This window comes from Enterobacter sp. C3_dUdeg (assembly GCF_057536195.1).
Window position 1 is genome coordinate 88,423 of sequence record NZ_BAAKFX010000001.1, and the last position, 25,330, is coordinate 113,752.

The 25,330-nt window shown below is 59.1% G+C and carries 22 protein-coding genes; 13 read left to right on the forward strand and 9 right to left on the reverse strand.

Going from position 1 to position 25,330, the window contains the following annotated elements; genetic code table 11:
* Positions 1–3 precede the first annotated feature (3 nt).
* A complete protein-coding gene (gene nuoN / locus AC27FC_RS00425) occupies positions 4–1,461 on the forward strand; it encodes an NADH-quinone oxidoreductase subunit NuoN (protein ID WP_023312531.1) in 1,458 nt (485 codons plus the stop codon).
* A 198-nt stretch (positions 1,462–1,659) separates the two neighbouring features.
* Here nuoN and AC27FC_RS00430 read toward each other — a convergent pair whose 3' ends face one another.
* Complete coding sequence (locus tag AC27FC_RS00430) at positions 1,660–2,664, reverse strand: chemotaxis protein (protein ID WP_033146077.1); 1,005 nt, start codon at positions 2,662–2,664, stop codon at positions 1,660–1,662.
* Positions 2,665–2,728: 64 nt separating this feature from the next.
* Complete coding sequence (rbn, locus tag AC27FC_RS00435) at positions 2,729–3,646, reverse strand: ribonuclease BN (protein WP_196354932.1); 918 nt, start codon at positions 3,644–3,646, stop codon at positions 2,729–2,731.
* Between the two features lie 71 nt (positions 3,647–3,717).
* Between rbn and AC27FC_RS00440 the strand changes: the two genes are divergently transcribed.
* The 10 genes from AC27FC_RS00440 to AC27FC_RS00485 all read left to right on the forward strand — a co-directional run bounded on the left by AC27FC_RS00440 (position 3,718) and on the right by AC27FC_RS00485 (position 13,586).
* Positions 3,718–4,179, forward strand: a complete 462-nt coding sequence (locus AC27FC_RS00440; RefSeq protein WP_033146075.1) for a GNAT family N-acetyltransferase — start codon at positions 3,718–3,720, stop codon at positions 4,177–4,179.
* A 53-nt stretch (positions 4,180–4,232) separates the two neighbouring features.
* On the forward strand, positions 4,233–4,538 hold the full coding sequence (gene elaB / locus AC27FC_RS00445; RefSeq protein WP_008500219.1) for a stress response protein ElaB: 306 nt from the start codon (positions 4,233–4,235) through the stop codon (positions 4,536–4,538).
* An 86-nt stretch (positions 4,539–4,624) separates the two neighbouring features.
* Positions 4,625–5,920 (forward strand): isochorismate synthase MenF, encoded by a 1,296-nt coding sequence (gene menF / locus AC27FC_RS00450; protein WP_167818402.1) that lies wholly within the window; start codon positions 4,625–4,627, stop codon positions 5,918–5,920.
* 88 nt (positions 5,921–6,008) lie between these two features.
* Positions 6,009–7,679 carry a 2-succinyl-5-enolpyruvyl-6-hydroxy-3-cyclohexene-1-carboxylic-acid synthase gene (gene menD, locus AC27FC_RS00455; protein ID WP_094934234.1) on the forward strand — a complete coding sequence of 557 codons (1,671 nt, stop codon included), beginning with the start codon at positions 6,009–6,011 and terminating at the stop codon, positions 7,677–7,679.
* Positions 7,676–8,452, forward strand: coding sequence for a 2-succinyl-6-hydroxy-2,4-cyclohexadiene-1-carboxylate synthase (gene menH, locus AC27FC_RS00460; protein ID WP_094934233.1), 777 nt, complete (start codon positions 7,676–7,678; stop codon positions 8,450–8,452). The genes menD and menH overlap by 4 nt, the downstream gene beginning before the upstream one ends.
* Complete coding sequence (gene menB / locus AC27FC_RS00465; protein WP_023312524.1) at positions 8,449–9,306, forward strand: 1,4-dihydroxy-2-naphthoyl-CoA synthase; 858 nt, start codon at positions 8,449–8,451, stop codon at positions 9,304–9,306. The genes menH and menB overlap by 4 nt, the downstream gene beginning before the upstream one ends.
* Complete coding sequence (menC, locus tag AC27FC_RS00470) at positions 9,306–10,271, forward strand: o-succinylbenzoate synthase (RefSeq protein ID WP_094934232.1); 966 nt, start codon at positions 9,306–9,308, stop codon at positions 10,269–10,271. The genes menB and menC overlap by 1 nt, the downstream gene beginning before the upstream one ends.
* Entirely contained in the window at positions 10,268–11,629 is a 1,362-nt protein-coding gene (gene menE / locus AC27FC_RS00475; RefSeq protein ID WP_094934231.1) for an o-succinylbenzoate--CoA ligase, read from the forward strand. Before menC ends, menE begins: the two co-directional genes overlap by 4 nt.
* 124 nt (positions 11,630–11,753) lie before the next feature.
* Entirely contained in the window at positions 11,754–12,293 is a 540-nt protein-coding gene (locus AC27FC_RS00480) for a YfaZ family outer membrane protein (RefSeq protein ID WP_045354282.1), read from the forward strand.
* Between the two features lie 93 nt (positions 12,294–12,386).
* The gene (locus AC27FC_RS00485) at positions 12,387–13,586 is read left to right on the forward strand and encodes a nicotinamide mononucleotide deamidase-related protein YfaY (protein WP_196354931.1); all 1,200 of its coding nucleotides are present in this window, start codon (positions 12,387–12,389) and stop codon (positions 13,584–13,586) included.
* Positions 13,587–13,619: 33 nt separating this feature from the next.
* On the opposite strand, the gene glpC is transcribed toward AC27FC_RS00485, so the two are convergent.
* From glpC to glpA, 3 genes are read right to left on the reverse strand one after another with little or no spacing between them, the layout of a single operon-like run.
* Positions 13,620–14,810, reverse strand: coding sequence for an anaerobic glycerol-3-phosphate dehydrogenase subunit GlpC (gene glpC / locus AC27FC_RS00490; RefSeq protein ID WP_039263209.1), 1,191 nt, complete (start codon positions 14,808–14,810; stop codon positions 13,620–13,622).
* Entirely contained in the window at positions 14,807–16,024 is a 1,218-nt protein-coding gene (glpB, locus tag AC27FC_RS00495) for a glycerol-3-phosphate dehydrogenase subunit GlpB (RefSeq protein WP_094934229.1), read from the reverse strand. The genes glpC and glpB overlap by 4 nt, the downstream gene beginning before the upstream one ends.
* Entirely contained in the window at positions 16,014–17,642 is a 1,629-nt protein-coding gene (gene glpA / locus AC27FC_RS00500) for an anaerobic glycerol-3-phosphate dehydrogenase subunit A (protein ID WP_094934228.1), read from the reverse strand. Before glpA ends, glpB begins: the two co-directional genes overlap by 11 nt.
* A gap of 252 nt (positions 17,643–17,894) precedes the next feature.
* On the opposite strand from glpA, the gene glpT reads away from it, so the two are divergent.
* On the forward strand, positions 17,895–19,247 hold the full coding sequence (glpT, locus tag AC27FC_RS00505; RefSeq protein ID WP_024908206.1) for a glycerol-3-phosphate transporter: 1,353 nt from the start codon (positions 17,895–17,897) through the stop codon (positions 19,245–19,247).
* Positions 19,248–19,258: 11 nt separating this feature from the next.
* Entirely contained in the window at positions 19,259–20,317 is a 1,059-nt protein-coding gene (gene glpQ, locus AC27FC_RS00510; RefSeq protein ID WP_193939392.1) for a glycerophosphodiester phosphodiesterase, read from the forward strand.
* 105 nt (positions 20,318–20,422) lie between these two features.
* Here the strand turns inward: glpQ and yfaE are convergent, their stop codons facing one another.
* From yfaE to ubiG, 4 genes are all read right to left on the reverse strand, one after another.
* Positions 20,423–20,677 (reverse strand): class I ribonucleotide reductase maintenance protein YfaE, encoded by a 255-nt coding sequence (gene yfaE / locus AC27FC_RS00515; RefSeq protein WP_023294104.1) that lies wholly within the window; start codon positions 20,675–20,677, stop codon positions 20,423–20,425.
* Entirely contained in the window at positions 20,677–21,807 is a 1,131-nt protein-coding gene (gene nrdB, locus AC27FC_RS00520; RefSeq protein ID WP_023312514.1) for a class Ia ribonucleoside-diphosphate reductase subunit beta, read from the reverse strand. The genes yfaE and nrdB overlap by 1 nt, the downstream gene beginning before the upstream one ends.
* A 49-nt stretch (positions 21,808–21,856) precedes the next feature.
* A complete protein-coding gene (gene nrdA, locus AC27FC_RS00525; RefSeq protein ID WP_023312513.1) occupies positions 21,857–24,142 on the reverse strand; it encodes a class 1a ribonucleoside-diphosphate reductase subunit alpha in 2,286 nt (761 codons plus the stop codon).
* Positions 24,143–24,489: 347 nt separating this feature from the next.
* Positions 24,490–25,218 (reverse strand): bifunctional 2-polyprenyl-6-hydroxyphenol methylase/3-demethylubiquinol 3-O-methyltransferase UbiG, encoded by a 729-nt coding sequence (gene ubiG / locus AC27FC_RS00530; protein ID WP_029740919.1) that lies wholly within the window; start codon positions 25,216–25,218, stop codon positions 24,490–24,492.
* Positions 25,219–25,330 lie beyond the last annotated feature (112 nt).

The following is a 25,330-nucleotide window of genomic DNA, read 5'->3' on the forward strand; positions in this document are numbered from 1 at the left end:
GCCATGACAATAACTCCACAACAACTGATCGCGCTGCTACCGCTGCTGATCGTCGGATTGACGGTGGTGGTTGTGATGCTCTCCATTGCGTGGCGACGCAATCACTTCCTGAATGCCACGCTGTCAGTCATCGGCCTGAACGCCGCGTTAGTCTCTCTCTGGTTTGTTGGTCAGGGTGGGGCGATGGACGTCACCCCGCTGATGCGCGTTGACGGTTACGCCATGCTGTATACCGGACTGGTGCTGCTGGCAAGCCTGGCAACCTGTACCTTTGCGTACCCGTGGCTCGAAGGCTACAACGACAACAAAGAAGAGTTTTACCTGCTGGTTCTGATTGCCGCGCTGGGCGGCATTCTGCTGGCGAATGCGAACCACCTGGCCGCGCTGTTCCTCGGCATTGAGCTGATATCTCTGCCGCTGTTCGGCCTGATTGGTTACGCCTTCCGTCAGAAGCGCTCCCTGGAAGCAAGCATCAAGTACACTATTCTGTCTGCTGCTGCATCCTCGTTCCTGCTGTTTGGTATTGCGCTGCTGTACGCACAGTCCGGTAATCTCTCCTTCATGGCGCTCGGCAAGAGCCTAGGCGACGGCATGCTGCATGAGCCGCTGCTGCTGGCGGGTCTGGGCATGATGATTGTTGGCCTCGGCTTCAAACTCTCTCTGGTGCCGTTCCACCTGTGGACGCCTGACGTATACCAGGGCGCTCCGGCTCCGGTGTCGACCTTCCTGGCGACGGCGAGCAAAATCGCTATCTTCGGTGTGGTAATGCGTCTGTTCCTGTACGCGCCGGTAGGTGACAGCGAAGCGGTTCGCGTAGTGCTGGGCATTATCGCGTTCGTCTCCATCATCTTCGGTAACCTGATGGCGCTGAGCCAGACCAACATCAAGCGTCTGCTGGGCTACTCGTCTATCTCTCACCTGGGCTACCTGATGGTGGCGCTGATTGCGCTGCAGAGCGGCGAGATGTCGATGGAAACCGTGGGCGTGTATCTGGCCGGTTATCTGTTCAGCAGCCTCGGCGCCTTCGGCGTGGTGAGCCTGATGTCCAGCCCGTACCGTGGCCCGGATGCCGATTCACTGTTCTCCTACCGTGGTCTGTTCTGGCACCGTCCGATCCTGTCCGCGGTAATGACCGTGATGATGCTCTCTCTGGCAGGTATCCCGATGACGCTCGGCTTTATCGGTAAGTTCTACGTGCTGGCCGTCGGTGTGCAGGCGCACCTGTGGTGGCTGACCGCGGGCGTGGTTATCGGCTCCGCGATTGGCCTCTACTACTACCTGCGCGTGGCCGTGAGTCTGTACCTGAGCGCGCCTCAGCAGCTCAATCGTGATGCCCCAACCAACTGGCAGTACAGCGCCGGTGGTATCGTCGTGCTTATCTCCGCACTGCTGGTGCTGATCTTCGGTATCTATCCGCAGCCGCTGATTGATATCGTGCAGCGCGCGATGCCGCTGATGTAAGGTGAAAGCAAAAAGGCAACGAAAGTTGCCTTTTTTAATGTTTGCGCCCTCTCCCGGTGGGAGAGGGACGGGGTGAGGGCACCAGCCCGCACGTAACGAAAAAACCCGCCTCGGCGGGTTTTTTTATGGTTTGCCCAGCGGCGCTACGCTTGCAGGGCCTACGGGTTTTGTAGGTCGGGTAAGCGTAGCGCCACCCGACTAAGCCAGCTGCTTCCGGCTAATCAACGGCCCGTCAATCTTCTTCATCGAGCGGTCCAGCACTTCCTCAATCACCGACGACAGCTCGTTCAGCTCAAACTTCGCCACATACCCGTCCGCCTTCACCTTGCGAATATGGTCTTCGTTGGCGTTGCCGGAAAGGGAAGAGTGGATCACCACCGGAATGTCCTTCAATATCGGGTCGGTTTTGATTTTGCGCGTCAGCGTAAAACCGTCCATCTCCGGCATTTCGAGGTCGGTCAGCACCAGAGCGATCTTATCGGTGATGGGAACTCCTTCAGCCTGCGCCTGTGCGGCCAGCACGCCAATTTTCTCCCACGCGTCTTTGCCGGTGATATGCAGCTGCGCGGGGATCTCCATGGCCTGCAGACCTTTCTCCAGCATCGATCGCGCCACCTTGGAATCTTCCGCAACGATGGCGACAGCGCCCGGCTTGATATGGAATTTGGTGGTCTTCAGGTTCGTGGCGTGCAGATCGTGATTGGCCGGGGTGATGTCATACAGGATCTGCTCAACGTCCAGCACCATCGCCAGATCGTTGGTATCGGTCTTCTCGTCAAGACACGCGATGCTGGTGATGTAGCGACCGCTGACGGCGGTTTCCGCCGCATGCACCTGCTTCCAGTCCAGACGCATGATGTTCTCAACCGATTCCACGGCAAACGCCTGCACGCTGCGCGCATATTCGGTGATCAGCAGGATGTTCAATCCGGTGGTAGGCTTACAGCCCGCCACGGCGGCCAGGTCAATCACCGGGATCACCTGATCGCGAATATTCACCATTCCCATCAGCGGTGACTTCATCCCGGCGGGTTTCGTGAACTCCGGCATCGGCACAATTTCACGCAGCTTAAAGACGTTAATGCCAAACAGCTCGGATTTATTTTCGTTCAGAGAGGTGCCAAGACGGAACAGCAACAGTTCAAAACGGTTCGACAGGGTCAGATTCGCCCTGTCATCAATATCTTTCTGGAAATTATCCATTCTACCCTCGAGAGAAATGCTGACCTTTTAATCGTTATCGGCATCCTGAGGGAAAAATGAAGGACTAAACGCTAACCTGAGCGAAATCTTCGGCCAGCTCACATTCCGGAAACAGCGTGCGGCACTCTGCCAGCAGGTTTGCGCATCCCCGCGCGTCGTAGCGCGAGCTGACATGAGTGACGATGAGCCGCCCGACGCCCGCGTCGCGGGCAAGCTGTGCCGCCTGACGCGTGGAGCTATGGCCCCGGCTGTTGGCTTTCTCTTCCATCGCCGTTTCAAGGGTCGCTTCATGCACCATGATGTCCACGCCCTGGGCCAGAGTGAGCGCCGCCGGGCACGGGGCCGTATCGCCAAAAATCGCCAGTTTTTTGCCGGGCTGCGGTGCGGCGAGATAATCCTGGCCGTTTATGACGCGTCCGTCCTCCAGCGTGACGGTCTCTCCGTGCTTCAGACGCTGGAACAGCGGCCCGGGTTTTACGCCGTCGGCCATCAGCGCGGCGGCATCCAGCGCGCCGGGTTTATCATGCGCATCAATACGGTAGCCATAGCACTTCACAGGATGATTGAGCGGTTGAGCGGTAACCCGATAATCCCCGTCGTCGAATACCAGCCCTTCGGCAATCTCAATGACCTCCAGCGGATAATCTGTCCATGACCCGCTCAGGCGCAGCGTAGTTTCGACAAATTCACGAATACCCGCTGGCCCGTAAATCGTCAGCGGGTTGGCGTTACCGGCCATCGAGCGGCTGCACAGCAGGCCGGGAAGGCCAAACAGGTGGTCGCCATGCAGATGGGTGATAAAAATTTTATCCAGCTTGCCGGGGTGGTAAGCGGTGTGTAACAGCTGATGCTGCGTCCCTTCACCGCAGTCAAACAGCCACAGCCCGCCGCGGGTGGGATGCTTAAGATCCAGCAGGATCGCCGTCACGTTTCGTGAGCGGGTTGGCACGCCAGCGGACGTACCCAGAAAAATCAGTTCCATAACGCAATCAGCCCTTTGCCGAACGGGGAGGGGTTTAGTATAACGTGATGAACCCCAGGAAGGAGACTGACATGATCCAGTGGCAAGATTTACATCATAGCGACCTCACCGTTCATTCACTTTACGCCCTGCTGAAGCTGCGCTGTGAAGTGTTTGTTGTGGAACAGACCTGCCCGTATCAGGACATCGATGGTGATGACCTTGTCGGTGAGAACCGCCATATCCTCGGCTGGCGGGATAACGAGCTGGTGGCGTATGCGAGGATTCTGAAAAGCGAAGACGATTTTGAGCCCGTCGTCATTGGCCGCGTCATCATTAGCGGCAAAGCGCGAGGGGAAAAACTGGGCTATCAGCTGATGGAAAAAACGCTGGAGGCGTGCCGGAAACAGTGGCCGGACAAGGCGTTATACCTCGGCGCGCAGGCGCATCTTCAATCCTTTTACGGGCACTTTGGCTTTGCGCCAGTGACGGAGGTATACGATGAAGATGGCATTCCGCACGTCGGCATGGCGCGAGAAGTGAAACAGGCGTAATAGCATCTCGTTGGCTATAGTTAGCGGACTGGTGTACTAACATGGAGAAAAATATGTCATTTCAATCCTGGGATACCCGTATCGACGACGACCTGGCCTTGCTGAGCGAAACGCTGGAAGAGGTGCTACGTTCCTCGGGCGACCCTGCCGATCAGAAATATATTGAGCTAAAAGCCCGTGCCGAGCAGGCGCTGCATGAAGTGAAAAACCGTGTCAGCCATGCGTCAGATACTTACTACTACCGTGCCAAAAAAGCGGTGTATCGTGCCGATGACTACGTGCATGAAAAACCGTGGCAGGGTATTGGGGTGGGTGCTGCCGTGGGCCTGGTGCTGGGGCTGCTGTTAGCCCGTCGTTAAGCCGCTTAACCACTCCCTATACGTGGGTACTGCTATTTATGGCCAGTACCCCGTATAATATGAGGTTTTAACAGGGAGAGGTTCGCGTGAATTCGATTTTCCTCGCGCTGGAGCAATTGCGTACCCAGCTATCGCAAGCGTTACCCGCAGCACCCGGTATACGTCATTTCGACGTCTCTTTCCCGTTAAACGACGCCTTCGATCCCCTCGCCTGGCTGGGCGAGCAGCAGTGTTATCCGCAGTTTTACTGGCAGCAGCGTAACGGCGATGAAGAGCTGGCCGCGCTGGGGGCGGTCAACCAATTTTCCTCTCTGGCATTAGCCTCGCAGTTTTTGCGCGAGCAAAATGCGGCGCAAGATACTCGCATCTGCGGCCTGAACGCCTTTAATCCCGAACAGGGGAGCCTCTTTTTACCGCGACTGCTCTGGCGACGTACCGCCGGCAACGCCACGCTGCGCCTGCAGCTCTGGAGCGACCGCTCGCTTGTGGAGGATGCCCGCGTCGCGCAGGATTTTTTACAGCGGCTTCGTCCTGCCAAATCTATCCGTCCGCTCTCCGTGCAGGTTGAGCACGAAACCCATCAGCCGCAGCAGGCCGAATGGCTGAAACTTATCCGCAGGGCGACGGAGACCATCGCGCGCGGTGAGTTTGAAAAAGTGGTGCTCGCCAGGGCAACCGATCTTCAGTTCACGCAGCGCGTTAACCCCGTCGCGCTGATGGCCGCCAGCCGCGCCCTGAATTTACATTGCTATCATTTCTGCATGGTATTCGACGCCAGCAACGCGTTTCTCGGCTCTACGCCCGAGCGTCTCTGGCGGCGGCGCGGCAAGCTGCTGCGCACGGAAGCGCTCGCTGGCACCGTCGCCAGCCATACCGATGATAGCCAGGCGCAGCGTCTCGGCGAGTGGCTGCTGAACGATGATAAAAACCAGCGCGAAAATATGCTGGTGGTGGAAGATATCTGCCAGCGTCTTCAGCACTCTACGCAGACGCTTGAGGTACTGCCCCCCCAGGTGGTACGCCTGCGTAAGGTGCAGCATTTGCGCCGCTGTATCTGGACCGAGCTGAAACAGGCCGACGACGAGCAGTGTCTGCTCATGTTACAGCCGACCGCGGCCGTTGCCGGATTACCCCGACAGCCCGCGCGCGAGTTCATCCAGAAGGTTGAACCCTTTAACCGCGAGTGGTATGCCGGTTCGGCCGGGTACTTATCCCCCGAACAGAGTGAGTTCTGCGTGGCGCTGCGCTCCGCGCGCGTTCAGGAGGACTCCCTGCGGCTCTACGCCGGTGCCGGTATTGTCAGCGGGTCTGACCCGGAGCAGGAGTGGCAGGAGATTGAAAACAAAGCCGCCGGATTGCGCTCTCTGCTCCTAAGGGATTAATACAGATTCGCGCAATCCCGATTCATATCAAAATTCCAATTTTTTCTATTATTTATACTGTGTCGCATTCTTGATACCGGACAATCTCATGTCAGTAAGTTCTTTTAACCGACGCTGGGCGGCGGTGATCCTTGAAGCCCTGACGCGCCATGGCGTCAGGCACGTGTGTATTGCACCGGGTTCTCGCTCAACGCCGCTGACGCTAGCGGCCGCAGAAAACCGGGCGTTGATTCACCACACCCACTTTGATGAACGCGGCCTCGGCCATCTGGCGCTGGGTCTGGCGAAAGTCAGCAAAGAACCTGTGGCGGTGATCGTCACCTCCGGTACCGCCGTGGCGAACCTCTATCCGGCCCTGATAGAAGCCGGGTTAACGGGTGAAAGACTGATCTTACTGACGGCCGATCGTCCCCCTGAGCTTATCGACTGCGGCGCCAATCAGGCCATTCGCCAGCCGGGGCTCTTTTCTTCGCATCCTTCGCAGACGATTTCGTTACCGCGTCCCACCCAGGATATTCCGGCAAGCTGGCTGGTCTCCACTGTCGATCACGCCATGGAGACGTTGCGCAGCGGGGCGCTGCATATCAACTGCCCGTTTGCCGAGCCGCTCTACGGCGAGCTGGACGACACCGGTCTTGACTGGCAGCAGTGCCTCGGCGACTGGTGGCAGAGTGAAAAACCGTGGCTGCGCGAGCAGACGCATCTTGAGAGCGCGAAGCAGCGCGACTGGTTCTTCTGGCGGCAGAAGCGCGGCGTGGTGATTGCCGGGCGCATGAGCGCCGCCGAAGGCAAGCTGGTCGCTGAATGGGCGCAAACCCTTGGCTGGCCGCTGATTGGCGATGTGCTTTCCCAGACCGGTCAGCCGCTGCCGTGCGCCGATCTCTGGCTGGGTAACGCGAAAGCTGTCACCGAACTGGCGCAGGCGCAGATTGTGGTCCAGCTTGGATCGAGTTTGACCGGCAAACGGTTACTGCAGTGGCAGGCCACCTGCACGCCGGAAGAGTACTGGCTGGTGGATTCGCTGGAAGGGCGGCTTGACCCGGCGCACCACCGCGGCCGTCGTCTGGTCAGCAGTATCGACGCCTGGCTGACGCTTCATCCGGCTGAGAAACGCAAGCCCTGGGCGGTGGCTATACCGGACCTTTCGCGCCAGGCGTGGGAACTGACCAAAGCGCACTGCGAAGCGTTTAGCGAAGCCGGGCTGGCGCACCGCATTCGCCAGTACCTGCCTGAACAGGGGCAGCTGTTTGTCGGCAACAGCCTCGTCGTGCGGCTGATTGACGCTTTCTCGAAGCTGCCCGCGGGCTACCCGGTGTACAGCAACCGCGGTGCCAGCGGCATCGACGGGCTGATCTCCACGGCGGCGGGCGTGCAGCGCGCCAGCGCGAAATCGACGCTGGCGATCGTGGGCGATCTCTCCGCGCTCTACGATCTTAACGCGCTGGCGCTGCTGCGTCAGGCGTCTGCCCCGTTTGTGCTGATTGTGGTCAACAACAACGGCGGACAGATTTTCTCCCTGTTGCCAACGCCGCAGAGCGAGCGCGAGCGCTTCTATCTGATGCCGCAGAACGTGCAGTTCGAACACGCCGCGGCGATGTTTAGCCTGAAATACCATCGCCCGGAAAGCTGGGAACAGCTGGACGCGGCGTTAAGCAGCGCCTGGAAACAGCCGGGCGCGACGCTGATTGAGCTGGTGGTGAACGAGGCTGACGGTGCGCAGGCCCTGCAAAGCCTGCTGGCGCAGGTGAGCCAGCTGTGATCCTCTCTGGCGTGCAGCAGGCTGGCAAACCGGGCTATCCCTGGCTGGTCTTTTTGCACGGTTTTTCCGGCGACCGCCGCGAGTGGCAGAGGGTCGGTGAAGGGCTCAGCGATTATCCCCGGCTGTATCTGGATCTGCCGGGGCACGGTGGATCCCGGAATCTGGGCGTGACGGGGTTTGACGAGATGAGCACGTTGCTCACCCGAACCCTTCTTAGTTACAACATACTTAAATTGTGGCTCATCGGGTACTCCCTCGGCGGCCGCATTGCGATGTTTCATGCCTGCCAGCAGCCGAAGGGGCTGCTCGGGGTGATTGTTGAAGGTGGACACCCGGGCCTGCAGGATGCCGATGCGCGAAGTGCGCGGCTGGCGTCCGACCGCCGCTGGGCAACGCGTTTTCGCACCGAACCGCTGGAGAAGGTGTTCGCTGACTGGTACCAACAGCCCGTGTTCGCCTCCCTCACGGACGCCCAGCGCGATGCGCTTATTACCCTGCGCAGCCAGAACAACGGCGCGACGCTGGCGATGATGCTTGAGACGACCTCGCTGGCCGTGCAGCCTGACCTGCGTGCCGCGCTTAGCGCACGCGATTTCTCTTTTGACTATCTCTATGGCGAACGGGATGAGAAGTTCGCGGCCCTTGCCGCGGAAGTGAACGCCGTTCGCCATGCCATTCCAGACGCCGGACACAACGCCCACCGGGAAAACCCCGATGCGGTTATCGCGAGTCTGGCTCAGATACTGCGTTATCGAATAAAGGACACTCTATGATCTACCCTGATGAAAACATGCTTTACGCCCCGGTTGAATGGCAGGACTGCTCCGAAGGCTACACCGACATTCGTTACCACAAATCCACCGACGGCATTGCCAAAATCACCATCAACCGCCCGCAGGTGCGTAACGCCTTCCGTCCGCTGACCGTGAAAGAGATGATTCAGGCTCTGGCGGATGCGCGCTACGACGATAACATCGGCGTGATTGTCCTGACCGGCGAAGGCGATAAAGCGTTCTGCTCCGGCGGCGATCAGAAAGTGCGCGGCGACTACGGCGGATACCAGGACGATGCGGGTACGCACCACCTGAACGTCCTCGATTTCCAGCGCCAGATCCGCACCTGTCCAAAACCTGTGGTGGCGATGGTGGCGGGCTACTCCATCGGCGGCGGTCACGTGCTGCACATGATGTGCGATCTGACCATCGCCGCAGAAAATGCCATCTTCGGCCAGACCGGTCCGAAAGTGGGATCCTTCGACGGCGGCTGGGGCGCCTCGTACATGGCGCGCATCGTCGGGCAGAAAAAAGCCCGTGAAATCTGGTTCCTGTGCCGTCAGTACAACGCTCAGGAAGCGCTGGATATGGGCCTGGTGAATACCGTGGTTCCGATTGCCGATCTCGAAAAAGAGACCGTTCGCTGGTGCCGCGAAATGCTGCAAAACAGCCCGATGGCGCTGCGCTGCCTCAAAGCCGCTCTCAACGCCGACTGTGACGGTCAGGCGGGTCTGCAGGAGCTGGCTGGCAACGCCACCATGCTGTTCTACATGACCGAAGAGGGTCAGGAAGGGCGCAACGCGTTTAACGAAAAACGCCAGCCGGACTTCAGCAAATACAAACGGAACCCATAATGCGTCGCGCGCAGGTTTACCGCTGGCAGATACCGATGGACGCGGGCGTGGTGCTGCGTGAACGGCGGTTAAAAACCCGTGACGGCTTCTTCGTGCATCTGCAGCAGGACGAGCGGGAAGGCTGGGGCGAGATTTCGCCGCTGCCGGGCTTTAGCCTGGAGTCGCTGGATGACGCGCAGTCTGTATTGCTGGCGTGGTCGGACGCGTGGCGTGAGGGCGCGGATCCGGCGCTGCCGGACGTGCCTTCCGCGGCTTTTGGCATCAGCTGCGCGCTGGCGGAGCTTGACGGCAGCCTGCCTGAAGAGGCTAACTACCGTGCGGCACCGCTCTGTACGGGCGACCCTGACGAGCTGTTCGCGCTGCTCACCGCCATGCCGGGCGAGAAAGTAGCGAAAATTAAAGTCGGTCTTTACGAAGCGGTGCGCGACGGCATGGTCGCCAACCTGCTGCTGGAGGCGATCCCCGACCTTCATCTGCGTCTTGACGCTAACCGCGCCTGGACGCCGCTCAAGGCGCAGCAGTTTGCAAAGTACGTCAACCCGGCGTACCGCAGCCGCATTGCCTTCCTCGAAGAACCGTGCAAAACCCGCGACGATTCGCGCGCGTTCGCCCGCGAAACGGGGATTGCCATCGCCTGGGATGAAAGCCTGCGCGAGGACGATTTTGAATTTGTCGCCGAGCCCGGCGTCAGCGCGGTAGTGATTAAACCAACGCTGACCGGCAGCCTGGCGAAGGTGCGCGAGCAGGTCGCGGCAGCGCATGCCTCAGGGCTGACGGCGGTCATCAGCTCGTCGATTGAGTCCAGCCTTGGGCTGACCCAGCTGGCGCGCATTGCCGCCTGGCTAACGCCGGATACGATCCCTGGCCTCGACACGCTGAACCTGATGCAGGCTCAGCTTATCCGCAGGTGGCCGGACAGCGCGCTGCCGTGCCTCAACGTCGCGGCGCTGGAGCCGTTGTTATGAGTTTTACCGATTGGCCGTGGCGGCACTGGCGCGCGCAGTTTGCTGATAAACCGGCCCTCAGGCTGAACGACGAGGTGCTCAGCTGGCAACAGCTGTGCGCCCGCGTCGACCGCCTTGCGGCAGAGTTTCACCTGCAGGGCGTGGAGGAGGGCAACGGCGTGCTGCTGCTGGCCCATAATCATCCGCGAACCCTGCTGGCGTGGCTGGCGTTGCTCCAGTGCGGGGCGCGTATTCTTCCCGTTAATCCGCAGCTGCCTCGCCCGCTGCTGGACGTGTTGCTCCCGCAGATGACGCTGCGCTTTGCGCTGGTGCTGGACGGTACCTGCGACGGTCTTCCTGCCCTGAGCATGCGCGAGCGCGCGGGGGAATATCGCGTTGCGTGGCAGCCGGCGCGGCTGGCGTCGATGACGCTGACCTCCGGCTCTACCGGGCTGCCGAAAGCAGCGGTGCATACCTGCGACGCCCATCTCGCCAGCGCGCGCGGCGTGCTGGCGCTGATGCCCTACGGCGAAGACGACGACTGGCTGCTTTCGCTGCCGCTGTTTCACGTTTCCGGCCAGGGAATTTTATGGCGCTGGCTGCAGGCCGGCGCGCGGTTAACCGTGCGCGAGAAACAGCCGCTGGCGCAGGCTTTGCGCGGCTGTACGCACGCTTCGCTGGTGCCGACCCAGCTCTGGCGTCTGCTTAATATCCACCAGCCTGTTGCACTGAAAGCGGTGCTGCTGGGCGGGGCCGCCATCCCTGTTGACTTGACGCAGCAGGCGCGCGAGCAGGGTATTCACACCTTCTGCGGCTACGGCCTGACCGAGTTTGCCTCTACCGTCTGCGCGAAAGCGGCGGACGGCGAGCCGGACGTAGGCTATGCGCTGCCGGGCAGAGAGGTGCAGGTGGTTGACGGTGAAGTCTGGATCCGGGCAGAGAGTATGGCCTCAGGCTACTGGCGGGACGGCGAATTGGTTCCGCTGACCAACGCGCAGGGATGGTTCGCTACCCGCGATCGCGGGGAATGGCATGACGGCCGCCTGACGATCCTGGGCCGCATGGACAACCTCTTTTTTAGCGGCGGAGAAGGGATCCAGCCGGAAAGCCTTGAGCGCGTTATCGCCCGCCATCCGCAGATTAACCAGGTGTTTATCGTCCCGCTGGACGACGCCGAGTTTGGACAGCGTCCGGTGGCGGTGGTGGAGTGCGAGCCGGGAACGGATATCACCTGTTTACCTGACTGGGTCAGGGATAAGGTGGCGCGTTTTGAACAACCCGTCCGCTGGCTGCTGTTGCCGACCGAACTCAAAAATGGCGGCATTAAAGTCTCGCGCCGCGCGTTGCAGCAGTGGGTGAACGCCTCGCTGAAGGGATAATAGCCGTTTCAAATAATTACAATCTACTGACCTGCCGCACGCAGAGTGCTTGATCCCCGGGAGACTCCGGTTAAAATCTCGCGGTTTTGGGACTTCTTTATAATAATTGTGCGGGATCACGACAATGAAAAAAGTGGCATTCGTGGGCTTCGGCCTGATGGTTGTATCTGCGGCGGCTAACGCCATCAGCATTAACGGATCGGCGGGTCAGGATTATACCCACCTGGGCTTTGGCATGGGTACCGAGACTTCCGGTCTGGCGATGACCGGCGGCTGGACGCATAACGATGACGACGGCGACGCGGCGAGCCTCGGCCTGGGTCTGAACGTTCCTCTTGGCCCGTTTCTGGCCACCGTCGGCGGTAAAGGTATCTACACCAACCCAAATGACGGTGACGAAGGGTACGCGGCGGCAGTGGGCGGCGGCCTGCAGTGGAAAATTGGCGACAGCTTCGGCCTGTTTGGTGAGTACTACTATTCGCCGGACTCCCTCTCAAGCGGTATCGAAAGCTATGAAGAGGCCAACGCCGGCGCGCGCTGGACCATCATGCGTCCGATTACCATCGAAGCGGGCTATCGCTATCTGAACCTGGCCGGCAAAGACGGCAACCGCGACAACGCGCTGGCCGACGGCCCGTACGTGGGCGTCAGCGCAGGCTTCTAATCACTCCGGCGCGGCGTTCTGTCGCGCCAGTTTCTCTCTTCTCCACCCCGCGTTTGCGCTATAGTGTTTTGACTAAATAAGCGGGAGAACATAATGATTAACGTGGAGATGTTATCCACCGGCGACGAAGTGCTGCATGGACAAATTATTGATACCAATGCTGCCTGGCTTGCCGATCTTTTCTTTGAGCAAGGATTGCCGTTAACGCGCCGCAATACGGTGGGCGACAATCTTGAGTCGCTGGTCGCTATTCTGCGCGAGCGCAGCGAACACTGTGACGTGCTGATTGTGAATGGCGGACTCGGCCCCACCGGTGACGATCTCAGCGCGCTGGCCGCCGCGACCGCAAAAGGCGAAGGGCTGGTGCTGCACGAGGCGTGGCTTTCGCAGATGGAGCGCTTTTTCTCCGAACGCGGCCGCGTCATGGCCCCCAGCAACCGCAAACAGGCTGAAATTCCCGCCAGCGCCGAGCTGGTCGATAACCCGGTGGGTACCGCGTGCGGGTTTGCCATGCAGCTGAACCGCTGCCTGATGTTCTTCACGCCGGGCGTGCCCTCAGAATTTAAAGTGATGGTCGAGCAGCAGATCCTGCCGCGCCTTCGCGATCGTTTTACCCTGCCTGAACCGCCGCTGTGCCTGCGTCTGACCACCTTTGGCCGCTCGGAAAGCGATCTGGCCCAGAGCCTTGACCCTCTCCCGCTGCCGCCGGGCGTCTCCATGGGCTACCGCTCCTCCATGCCGATCATTGAGCTCAAGCTGACAGGTCCGGCCGAGCAGAAAGAGGCGATGCTGGCCCTGTGGCCCGAGGTGCAGCGCGTGGCGGGCGAAAGCCTGATCTTTGAAGGGACGAAAGGGCTACCCGCGCAGATTGCGACGCATCTGCAGTCGCGTCAGCTGAGCGTGACCTTAAGCGAGCAGTTCACCGGTGGCCTGCTAGCGCTGCAGCTGTCGCGCGTCAACGCGCCGCTGCTGGCCAGCGAAGTGGTGCCGTTCCAGCAGGAGACCCTGGCGCAGACCGCCCGCTGGGCTTCCGAGAGAAGGGTGAAGCATTTTGCCGGTCTGGCGCTGTTTGTCGGGGGGCTGGATGAGGAACACCTTAACTTCGCGCTGGCGACGCCGGAAGGCACCTGGGCCCTGCGGGTAAAAATGAGCATTACCCGCCACAGCCTGGCGGTGCGTCAGGAGGTTTGCGCCATGATGGCGTTGAACATGCTGCGCCGCTGGCTGAATGGCAAAGAGGTTGCCAGCGAGCACGGCTGGATTAACGTTGTCGAGTCGCTGTTCGTGGAGTAAAACCTTGGCCGGGGCGTTTCGCCCCGGCCGTGTTCAGCCCAGCGCCTTCGCCAGCAGGGTGACTGGATGTTCGCAGCGCTTGCTGGTGGACATCTCAATCTGCCACTTGCAGGTTTCGCAGTCCGTTACCACGATATCCGCGCCGCTCTCTTCAATCTGACGGAACAGCGGGGCGCCAATCGCCTGCGACGTTTCGTAGTTTTCACGCTTAAAGCCGTAGGTTCCCGCAATCCCGCAGCAGCGCGAATCCAGCACCGTCAGCTCCAGGCCCGGAATTAACCGCAGCAGCTCAAGCGTATAGAGCGACCAGCCCATTTTCTCCATATGACACGGCGTGTGATACACCACTTTCAGGGGCAATTTTCCCAGCGGCAACGTCTGCCCGCTATCGAGCTTGCGCCACAGGAAGCGTGTCGCCAGCTCGATGTGCTCGCGCAGGCCGGTATTATCCACGTCCAGCAGATGCGGGTACTCATCGCGCAGGGTGAAGGTACAGGTGGACGAGGTCGCCAGCACCGGAATACCTTTATCGACAATCGCTTCGCGCAGTGACGTGACATTGCTCTGAGCCTGCCTGCGCGCTTTATCGGTAAACCCGTTGGCGATCAGCGGTACGCCGCAGCACTTCTCTTTGTTCAGCAGCTGAACGCCCGTTCCCATGGCGTTCATCACCTTCAGCAGATCTTTGCCCAGCTGCGGGTGGTTGTAGTTCACATAGCAGCCGTGGAAAAAGGCCACCTGGTCGGCGTACTGCGCCTGCTCCGCCGCGACGGATTTGTACCAGCGGCGGAAGGTGCCGTGAGAATATTTCGGCAGGCTGCGGTGATGGTCTATCTTCAGCGTGGCATCCAGCAGCTGACGCACCGGTTTGAGGGAGGTCGCGGCATTCACCAGCGGGGCAAACGGCGTCGAGACGCTGCCCATCAGATCGGTATGGCTCAGAATAGCGTCCCGCAGCGTCGGCTTTTGCGTGCTGTAGCGCGCCCGGGCGCGCTGGATAATATCGCCGATTTTAACGTCCGACGGGCAGGCGACTTCGCAGCGTTTGCAGTTGATGCAGTATTTCAGCGCCTCGTCGTACAGCTTGCCGTCCTTCAGGCGCAGACGCTCGCCGTCCGGCCCGGCCTGCTTTGGTCCGGGATAGCGTGGGTTCACGCCGCTCACCGGGCAGACGGTGGTACACACCGTGCATTTAATGCAGCTTTCAAAACGGGTGTCGTTCATTGTTCAGCCTCCGTGCTCTGGCTAATCTGCTCTGCCACATACAGCGCCGTGACGGCGCAGACCCCGCCACCGCATCCCTGGGCAATGGGATCGTACCCGCCCAGCAGCGAGCCGATGGCAAAAAGATTACTGACGGGCTTACCGGAAAGTTGCGGATGCAGCTGGTTATCGACAATCACGCCGAACTGCTGCCAGGGCTGCGGCGAGAAGAAATCACTTTGATACCAGTCCGCGCGGGAGGCACGCTGGCGAACATCCAGCCCCATAATGGCTTCCCGGATGCCCTCCCGGCTGCTCAGTAGCCCGTTGCTGAAGAAGCTGCCGCTTGCCAGAACCGTAAAGCGCGCGCGAAGCGGAATATCGTCGTGGTTGCGCGTCCAGATTTCGCTGACCGCGCCGTCGGTCAGGGTGATTTTTTTCACCTCATCACCCGCCATCCACACGCCGCCCTGCGCGACAAACTGGCGCTGGAGCTGGGTATGCAGGCGAATGCCGGGGACGGAAGGGGGCAGGGTTGGCAGCAGGCCAAGCGAGCAGGGCAGACGATCCGAGAGCCAGCGCCAGAGCCGGTTGTCGCGTAAACCAAAGCAGGCGGGCATCAGCAGGGCGTCACAGCTGTCGCTGAGCGGTCTGAGCGCGTCATACAGCAGCGGCCATTTGTCCTCGTTATCCAGAAAACGGGCGATATTCACCGCGCGAAATTCGCTCGGGTTGTCGCGCAGGACATCAAGCTCAGGCAGCTCTATCTCTGCCGTTTCGGCATTGACGCCCTGGCGACAGAGCGACGCCGCCGCGAGATGGGGCTGAAAATCCAGAAAGCCGCTAATGCCCACGACCCGCACGCGCGCGGCGTTGAAGGGAGCAACGGGCACTTCTTCCGGGCTGAGCCAGGCAGAGCGCAGGGTGCCGAGCGGCGTGACGCGCTGGTGATTGAGCCGGGCGCTTCCCTTCAGACGCGCGCCGCAGTCTGCCAGCAGCGCTTCGGTTTCCAGCGCAAAGCGGTCAATATGCTGGGCGCCAATCAGGTGATACGGATGCTCCGGCGGGAGCTTATCGCGGTACGCGTCGTCCACCAGATCCAGCGAGCCCGACGAGAAGTGCAGGGCGCTCTGGCCCCGGGTGATAATGGCGCAGCGCAGCCCCTGCTTCGTGAGCTTGATGCCGCAGAGCAGGCCTGCCAGCCCGCCGCCGACGATTACGGTATCAAATTTCATCGCGTTGCTCCTTCTCAAGACCGCAAAGCCCCTGGTAGACCCAGCGGGTAAATTCGCTTTCGCGCAGGGCATCGCCCCAGGCGACAGGCTGAATGCCTTTCCAGCGCTCGTTTAAAAACGCGCTGAGCTGATCGAGCGACTGGGTGGCGGTAGTGGTGTGAAAACGCTGCAGCAGCCCGGCGGCACGACAGGCGCACAGCTCGCCCTGACAGGTACCCATTCCCACGCGGGTGCGGCGACGAAGATCGAGCAGGCTTGTGACCGTCAGGCTCTCCACCGCATACTGCACCTCACCGGCGGTGACGGCTTCGCACTCGCATACCAGGCTGCGGCTCAGGCGTCCTTCACCGAGCCACTGCGGCGTTCTGTCGCCGTGGCGGTAGATAGCGGATCCGCGCAGCGGCGCGGGCAGGGAGATAATTTTTTGCAGCGTTTTTTCGGTGGACTGACGCGAGCCGGGCAGTGGCTGCTCTGCCGTCACGCACCGTTCGGTATTGCCCAGCTTGCGGCAGACGGCATCGGTCGCCCACTCGGCCATCAGGCGGTAGGTCATCAGCTTGCCGCCGGTGATGGTGATAAACCCGTCCATGCCGTCGCGTTCGGCGTGATCGAGCAGCACGATGCCCCGGCTGACGTTACGTCCGCTCGGGTCGTTGTCGCTGGCAACCAGCGGACGCACGCCCGCGTAGGCGCGCAGAATACGCGTCTGCGCCATCACCGGGGCCAGTTTTTCCCCTTCGCGCAGCAGGATGTCGACCTCTTCGGCGATCACGCGGTTGTAGTCAATCTCGCTGTAGTCGACGTGGGTTGAGGTGGTACCGATTAACGAAATGGTGTCGCCCGGGACGAGGATATCGGCATCAGACGGTTTGCGGCAGCGGTTGATCACGTGGTTATTGATACGGTGGTCGAGGATCAGCAGCGAGCCTTTTGCCGGGAACATGCGTACCGACAGGTCCGCGTATTCCGCGATGCGCTGCCCCCAGATCCCCGCCGCGTTAACCACCACGGCGGCATACAGCTCGCTGTGTTCGTTATATTGCGTATCAAGGATCCGCACGCCGCAGATACGATGACCTTCACGGATAAGCCCGGTCACTTCGTGCCCGGTCAGGATTTGCGCGCCATGCTCGCGGGCGTCCAGCATATTGGCGGCGGTCAGGCGGAAGGGGTCAACGGTGCCGTCAGGCACTTTTACCGCGCCGATAAGCGCCGGGTTAACCGACGGTTCCAGCCGCCGCGCCAGCGCCGGGTCCATGGCCTCAGCCTGAATGCCCGCCGCAGTGCAGGCGGTAATAAAGGTGTCCTGAAAGGCGAGGTCATCTTCGGGAAGAGTAATAAAGAGGCCGTCGGTCGGCTCAATGCAGTGGCGGGCGATACGCTTGAGGATCTGGTTTTCAGCAATACATTCGCGTGCGGATTCACCGTCGGTCACCGCATACCGCGCGCCGCTGTGCAGCAAACCATGGTTACGCCCGGTTGCGCCCGTGGCGATATCGTGGCGCTCCAGCAGCGTGACGCTTAAGCCGCGAAGGGCGCAGTCGCGTGCGATCCCGGCGCCGGTTGCGCCACCGCCAATGATTATCACATCGCTGTAGCGAGGATCGTGAATGGTCATTGTTTACCCTCTATGTTCGTTTTTTTATCATTTAGCCATACCAATAGTGTGGTTTGTTTGATTTCGAACATAAACGCGCGAAATTCGAAAGTGGAACGTGATTTCATGCGCTTTTTTGCGCATTCTGTCATATTTCTGTAACAATCTGTGCGTTGATTCACAGTAACAATCACCGTGATTTCTTAACATCCCCGCCTCTGGAATTCAGGTGCGAGCCACCTGCCCATTCAATTCAAGGCCACGGAGGCTGTTATGCTCAGTATCTTCAAACCTGCGCCGCACAGGGCGCGTCTGCCAGAGGCAGAAATTGATCCGCTATACCGCCGTCTGCGCTGGCAAATTTTCCTGGGGATCTTCTTCGGGTACGCGGCGTACTACCTTGTACGTAAAAACTTCGCGCTCGCGATGCCGTATCTGGTGGAGCAGGGCTTCTCCCGCGGCGATCTGGGGTTCGCGCTGTCGGGGATCTCAATTGCCTACGGTTTTTCCAAATTCATCATGGGCTCCGTATCGGATCGCTCGAATCCGCGCGTGTTCCTCCCCGCCGGCCTGATCCTGGCGGCCGCGGTCATGCTGTTCATGGGCTTTGTGCCGTGGGCGACGTCCAGTATTGCGATTATGTTCGTGCTGCTGTTCCTCTGCGGCTGGTTCCAGGGGATGGGGTGGCCGCCGTGCGGACGTACCATGGTGCACTGGTGGTCGCAGAAGGAACGCGGCGGGATCGTGTCGGTTTGGAACTGCGCGCATAACGTCGGTGGCGGTATTCCGCCGCTGCTGTTCCTGCTGGGGATGGCCTGGTTCAACGACTGGCACGCTGCGCTCTATATGCCTGCCTTTGGCGCTATCGTCGTGGCGATTTTCGCCTTCGCGCTGATGCGCGATACGCCGCAGTCCTGCGGCCTACCGCCGATTGAAGAGTACAAAAACGACTATCCGGATGATTACAGCAAGGAGCACGAAGAAGAGCTGACCGCAAAACAGATCTTCATGAAGTACGTTCTGCCGAACAAGCTGCTGTGGTACATCGCGGTGGCTAACGTGTTCGTTTACCTGCTTCGCTACGGCATTCTGGACTGGTCCCCGACCTACCTGAAAGAGGTGAAGCACTTCGCGCTGGATAAATCCTCGTGGGCCTATTTCCTGTATGAATATGCCGGGATCCCGGGCACGCTGCTTTGCGGCTGGATGTCGGACAAGGTGTTTAAAGGCAACCGCGGCGCGACGGGCGTGTTCTTTATGACCCTGGTCACCATCGCGACCGTCGTTTACTGGCTCAACCCGCCGGGCAACCCATCAGTAGACATGGCCTGCATGATCGTTATCGGCTTCCTGATTTATGGTCCGGTAATGCTGATCGGCCTGCACGCGCTGGAACTGGCGCCGAAAAAAGCGGCAGGCACGGCGGCAGGCTTTACCGGTCTGTTCGGCTACCTGGGCGGTTCGGTCGCGGCGAGCGCCATCGTGGGCTACACCGTAGACTTCTTCGGCTGGGACGGCGGGTTTATGGTGATGATCGGCGGCAGCGTGCTGGCGGTACTGCTGCTCATTGTGGTCATGATCGGTGAGAAACGTCACCACGCGGAAGTGCTGGCGCGTCGTCAATAAGGAGCATTGCGATGAAATTATCTTACGTAACAACCGGCCTGCTGCTGGCGGGCCTGATGACAGGCTCCGCGCTGGCGGCGGATAAAATCGTTATCGCCCACCGCGGCGCCAGCGGCTATCTGCCGGAGCATACGCTCCCGGCGAAAGCGATGGCCTATGCCCAGGGCGCGGATTATCTGGAGCAGGATCTGGTAATGACCAAGGACGACCAGCTGGTCGTCCTGCATGACCACTATCTGGACCGCGTGACGGACGTGGCGGAGCGTTTCCCGGACCGCGCGCGCAAAGATGGTCGCTACTACGCCATTGATTTCACGCTGGCGGAGATCCGTTCCCTGAAGTTTACCGAAGGCTTTGAGATTGAAAACGGCAAGAAGGTGCAGGTCTATCCGGGACGTTTCCCGATGGGCAAGTCTGACTTCCGGATCCATACCTTCCAGGAAGAGATTGAGTTTGTTCAGGGGCTGAACCACTCAACCGGTAAAAATATCGGCATCTACCCGGAGATCAAAGCGCCGTGGTTCCACCATCAGGAAGGCAAAGACATTGCCGCGAAGACGCTGGAGGTGCTGAAACAGTACGGCTACACCAGCAAGAAGGACAAAGTTTACCTGCAGTGTTTTGACGCCGCCGAGCTGAAGCGCATCAAAACCGAGCTGGAGCCGAAGATGGGGATGAACCTCAATCTGGTTCAGTTGATTGCCTATACCGACTGGAATGAAACCCAGGAGAAGCAGCCGGACGGCAAGTGGGTGAACTACAGCTACGACTGGATGTTTAAGCCGGGCGCGATGAAGCAGATTGCGCAGTACGCCGACGGCATCGGGCCGGATTACCACATGCTGGTGGCGGAAGGCTCAGCGCCGGGCCACGTGAAGCTGACGGCGATGGTGAAAGAGGCGCACGCCAGCAAGATGCAGGTGCATCCGTATACCGTGCGTGCAGACCAGCTGCCGCCGTATGCCACGGACGTGAATCAGCTTTATGAGGTGTTGTATAACCAGGCGGGCGTGGACGGACTGTTTACGGATTTCCCGGATAAAGCGGTCGAATTCATTCACCGGAAGTAGGTTTGGCAGGTCGGGTAAGGCGAAGCCGCCACCCGACAATCAGGCTCTGCGGCCTGATACCCTAACCCTAACCCTCTCCCACCGGGAGAGGGGATACGGACAACATCACATCTCGATCTCTATATCGCCTTTTGCCCGGCAGCAGCAGGGCAAAATTTCCCCTTCGTTGATAAAGGCCAGCGGCTCGGTCAGCCAGTCCACCTGGCCGGCGACCAGGCGGCAGCGGCAGGAGCCGCAGTAGCCGGAACGACACTGGTACTCTACTTCTACCTGATGCGCCTCAAGCGCCACCAGCAGAGAAGGGTGCTCCTCCCGACACAGTACCTCAGTGCCGGAAAGACGTAGCGTGACGCGTGACATCAGAGCTGGAAGTTGCTCAGGTCGTCGGTGTTGACTTCAGAATCAATCTGACCGACCAGATAAGAGCTGACTTCCACTTCCTGCGGCGCAACCTGCACGTTATCGGACACCAGCCAGGTGTTGATCCACGGAATCGGGTTAGAGCGCGTCTGGAACGGCAGGTCAAGACCGACAGCCTGCATGCGGATATTGGTGATGTACTCAACGTACTGGCACAGGATGTCTTTGTTCAGGCCAATCATGGAGCCGTCGCGGAACAGGTAGTCTGCCCACTCTTTCTCTTGCTGAGCCGCCAGCACGAACAGGTCGTAGCACTCCTGCTTGCACTCTTCGGCAATTTCCGCCATCTCCGGATCGTCCGTCCCGCTGCGCAGCAGGTTCAGCATGTGCTGGGTACCGGTCAGGTGCAGGGCTTCATCGCGGGCGATCAGACGAATGATTTTGGCGTTGCCTTCCATCAGCTTGCGCTCTGCAAAGGCGAAGGAGCAGGCGAAGCTCACGTAGAAGCGGATCGCTTCCAGCGCGTTGACGCTCATCAGGCACAGGTACAGCTGTTTTTTCAGCGCGCGCAGGTTAACGGTGATGGTTTTACCGTTCACGTTGTGCGTACCTTCGCCCAGCAAATGCCAGTAGCTGGTCATCTCGATCAGCTCGTCGTAGTAATGGGCAATGCCTTCCGCGCGCTTCTGGATCTGCTCGTTGGTGACGATATCGTCAAACACCACCGCCGGATCGTTCACGATGTTGCGGATGATGTGGGTGTAAGAGCGGGAGTGGATCGTCTCGGAGAACGCCCAGGTTTCCACCCAGGTTTCCAGCTCAGGAATGGAGATCAGCGGCAGCAGCGCCACGTTCGGGCTTCGACCCTGAATGGAGTCCAGCAGCGTCTGGTACTTCAGGTTGCTGATGAAGATATGTTTTTCGTGATCCGGCAGCGACTGGTAGTCAATACGGTCGCGGGAGACGTCCACTTCTTCCGGGCGCCAGAAGAAGGAGAGTTGCTTTTCAATCAGCTTTTCGAAGATGTCATATTTTTGCTGATCGTAGCGTGCCACGTTGACCGGCTGGCCGAAGAACATCGGCTCTTTGAGCTGGTCGTTTTTCGTCTGTGAAAAGGTGGTATATGCCATGAGTGTGTCCTGTCTTACGAAATAAAGGCGGGGATATCCCCGCCCTTCATTAGATCTTACATGCGCCGCTTTCGCAGCCATCGTCCTGAATTGACGGTACCATGTCGTCCTGCGCGTCTTCCGCACCGTCACGGGTGTTGTGATAGTACAGCGTTTTCACGCCAAATTTGTAGGCTGTGAGCAGGTCTTTCAGCAGCTGCTGCATCGGTACCTTGCCGGACGGGAAGCGCGTCGGGTCATAGTTGGTATTGGCAGAGATCGACTGGTCGATAAACTTCTGCATGATACCCACCAGCTGCAGGTAGCCGTCGTTGTTTGGCATTTCCCACAACAGCTCGTAGTTATTGCCCAGCGTTTCGTAATCCGGCACCACCTGACGCAGCACGCCGTCTTTCGACGCTTTGATGCTGACGTGGCCGCGCGGCGGTTCAATACCGTTGGTGGCGTTAGAGATCTGCGAAGAGGTCTCGGACGGCATCAGGGCAGAGAGCGTGGAGTTACGCAGGCCGTGGGTCTTGATGGACTCGCGCAGGCCTTCCCAGTCGAGGTGCAGCGGCTCGCTGACGATCGCATCCAGGTCTTTCTTGTAGGTGTCGATTGGCAGAATGCCTTTCGCGTAGGTGGTTTCGTTGAACCACGGGCACGCGCCTTGCTCTTTCGCCAGCTCGTTAGAGGCTTTCATCAGGTAGTACTGAATCGCTTCGAACGTCTGGTGCGTCAGGTTGTTAGCGCTGCCGTCGGAGTAACGCTTGCCGTTTTTCGCCAGCCAGTAGGCGAAGTTGATCACGCCGATACCCAGGGTACGGCGGCCCATTGCACCGCGTTTAGCGGCCGGGATTGGGTAATCCTGGTAGTCCAGCAGGGCGTCGAGCGCGCGAACCGCCAGCACCGCCAGCTCTTCCAGCTCGTCCAGGCTCTTAATTGCGCCCAGGTTGAACGCGGAAAGCGTACACAGCGCGATTTCACCGTTTTCGTCGTTCACGTCTTCCAGCGGTTTGGTCGGCAGGGCGATCTCCAGGCACAGGTTAGACTGGCGCACTGGCGCAACTACTGGATCAAACGGGCTGTGGGTGTTGCAGTGGTCCACGTTCTGGATGTAGATACGGCCGGTAGAGGCACGTTCCTGCATCATCAGGGAGAACAGGTCTACCGCCTTCACGCGCTGCTTGCGGATGCTGTCGTCTTTTTCGTATTTGGTGTACAGACGCTCGAACTCGTCCTGATCGGCAAAGAACGCGTCATACAGGCCCGGAACGTCGGACGGGCTGAACAGGGTGATGTCTTCGCCTTTCAGCAGACGGGTGTACATCAGCTTGTTGATCTGCACGCCGTAGTCCATATGGCGCACGCGGTTGCCTTCCACGCCGCGGTTGTTTTTCAGAACCAGCAGGCTTTCCACTTCCAGGTGCCACATCGGGTAGAACAGGGTCGCAGCACCGCCGCGCACGCCGCCCTGAGAGCAGGATTTTACTGCCGTCTGGAAGTGTTTATAGAACGGGATACAGCCGGTGTGGAACGCTTCACCGCCGCGAATCGGGCTGCCCAGCGCACGGATGCGACCGGCGTTGATGCCGATACCGGCACGCTGGGAGACGTATTTCACGATCGCGCTGGAGGTGGCGTTGATGGAATCCAGGCTGTCACCACACTCGATCAGTACGCAGGAGCTGAACTGACGGGTTGGGGTACGCACGCCAGACATGATTGGCGTCGGCAGAGAAATCTTGAACGTGGATACCGCATCGTAGAAACGCTTCACGTATTCCAGACGGGTGTCACGCGGGTAGTTAGAGAACAGGCAGGCGGCCACCAGAATATAGAGGAACTGGGCGCTTTCGTAGATCTCACCGGTTACGCGGTTCTGAACCAGGTATTTGCCTTCGAGCTGCTTCACCGCCGCGTAGGAGAAGTTCATGTCGCGCCAGTGATCGATAAACCCGTTCATCTGCTCGAACTCTTCTTCCGTATAGTCTTCCAGCAGATGCGTGTCGTATTTGCCCAGCTCAACCATTTTCACTACGTGATCGTAAAGCTTCGGCGGCTCAAACTGGCCGTAGGCTTTTTTACGCAGGTGGAAAATCGCCAGACGTGCAGCGAGGTACTGATAATCCGGTGCTTCGCGGGAGATGAGGTCTGCCGCTGCTTTAATGATTGTTTCGTGGATATCAGACGTTTTGATGCCGTCGTAGAACTGAATGTGGGAACGCAGTTCAACCTGGGAGATAGATACGTTGTTCAGTCCTTCTGCTGCCCAGTCGAGAACTCGATGGATTTTGTCCAGATTGATACGCTCGGTAGTACCGTCGCGCTTTGTCACCAGCAGACTCTGATTCATGTGGGTTTTACCTGTCCGTGAAATAAAAAATATCCCCCGTTTATCCACAGATCCGTCTTGTGACTAACTCTGTGGATAAATACTACATGTAGGGGGTTTGCGATAAGAAAAACGCTATATGGTGAGTATTCTAGTATCGAATCTTTTCAGCACAAGGGTTGATTTTGGCGTTAAATTGAGGTTGTGAAAGGGTAAAAAAGGCTAAGTCCTCGTACCGTAAGGCCTGGAAGACATGTCAATAATTAAGAAAAAAAATTCAAAATTTGATCGAGTGCTGATTTCTTCAACGGGAGGTCAGAATTGCGCAACATGATGTCGCGCAATCTTTATAAGAATAACGAATGACGTTAGTCGTTTTTGGCGGTGGTATGCAACATATAGTTAACATCTACGCCCGGTGCGAGCTTGAATTTATCGGTCAGCGGATTGTAGTGCAGGCCGGTGATGTGCTGCTCTTTGAGCCACGTCTGGTCAACCCAGCCTAACAGTTCCGCAGGCTTGATGAATTTCTTCACGTCGTGCGTCCCTTTCGGCACCATGCGCAGCACATACTCCGCGCCGACAACGGCCATCAGCCAGGCTTTACCGTTACGGTTGATGGTTGAGAAGAAGACCTGGCCGCCCGGTTTCACCAGTTTTGCACAGGCGTGCACCACCGACTGCGGATCGGGAACGTGCTCCAGCATCTCCATGCAGGTCACCACATCGTACTGATGGGCGTGTTTTGCCGCGTGCTCTTCCACGGTTTCCTGCACATATTCCACTTGTATGCCGGACTCCAGCGCGTGAAGGCGGGCCACCTGGAGCGGTTCAAAGCCCATATCCAGGCCCGTAACATTCGCCCCTTCGCGCGCCATGCTCTCAGCCAGGATGCCGCCGCCGCAGCCGACGTCGAGCACTTTCTTACCGAACAGACCGCCGGAACGCTCCGCGATATAGCCCAGACGCAGCGGGTTAATGCGATGCAGCGGTTTGAACTCACCTTCGAGATCCCACCAGCGGGACGCCACCGCTTCAAATTTGGCAATCTCTTCGTGGTCAACGTTGTGAGCCACCGGGGATTTTTCGGCATTCATGGGCGCTTTTACTCCTTATTTAGCAAGACAAAGGAGTATATCAGGCAATCCCCGTGAATAAAGCGTATAGGTTTACCTCAATCACCTCGGCTGTGTTATAATTTGCGACCTT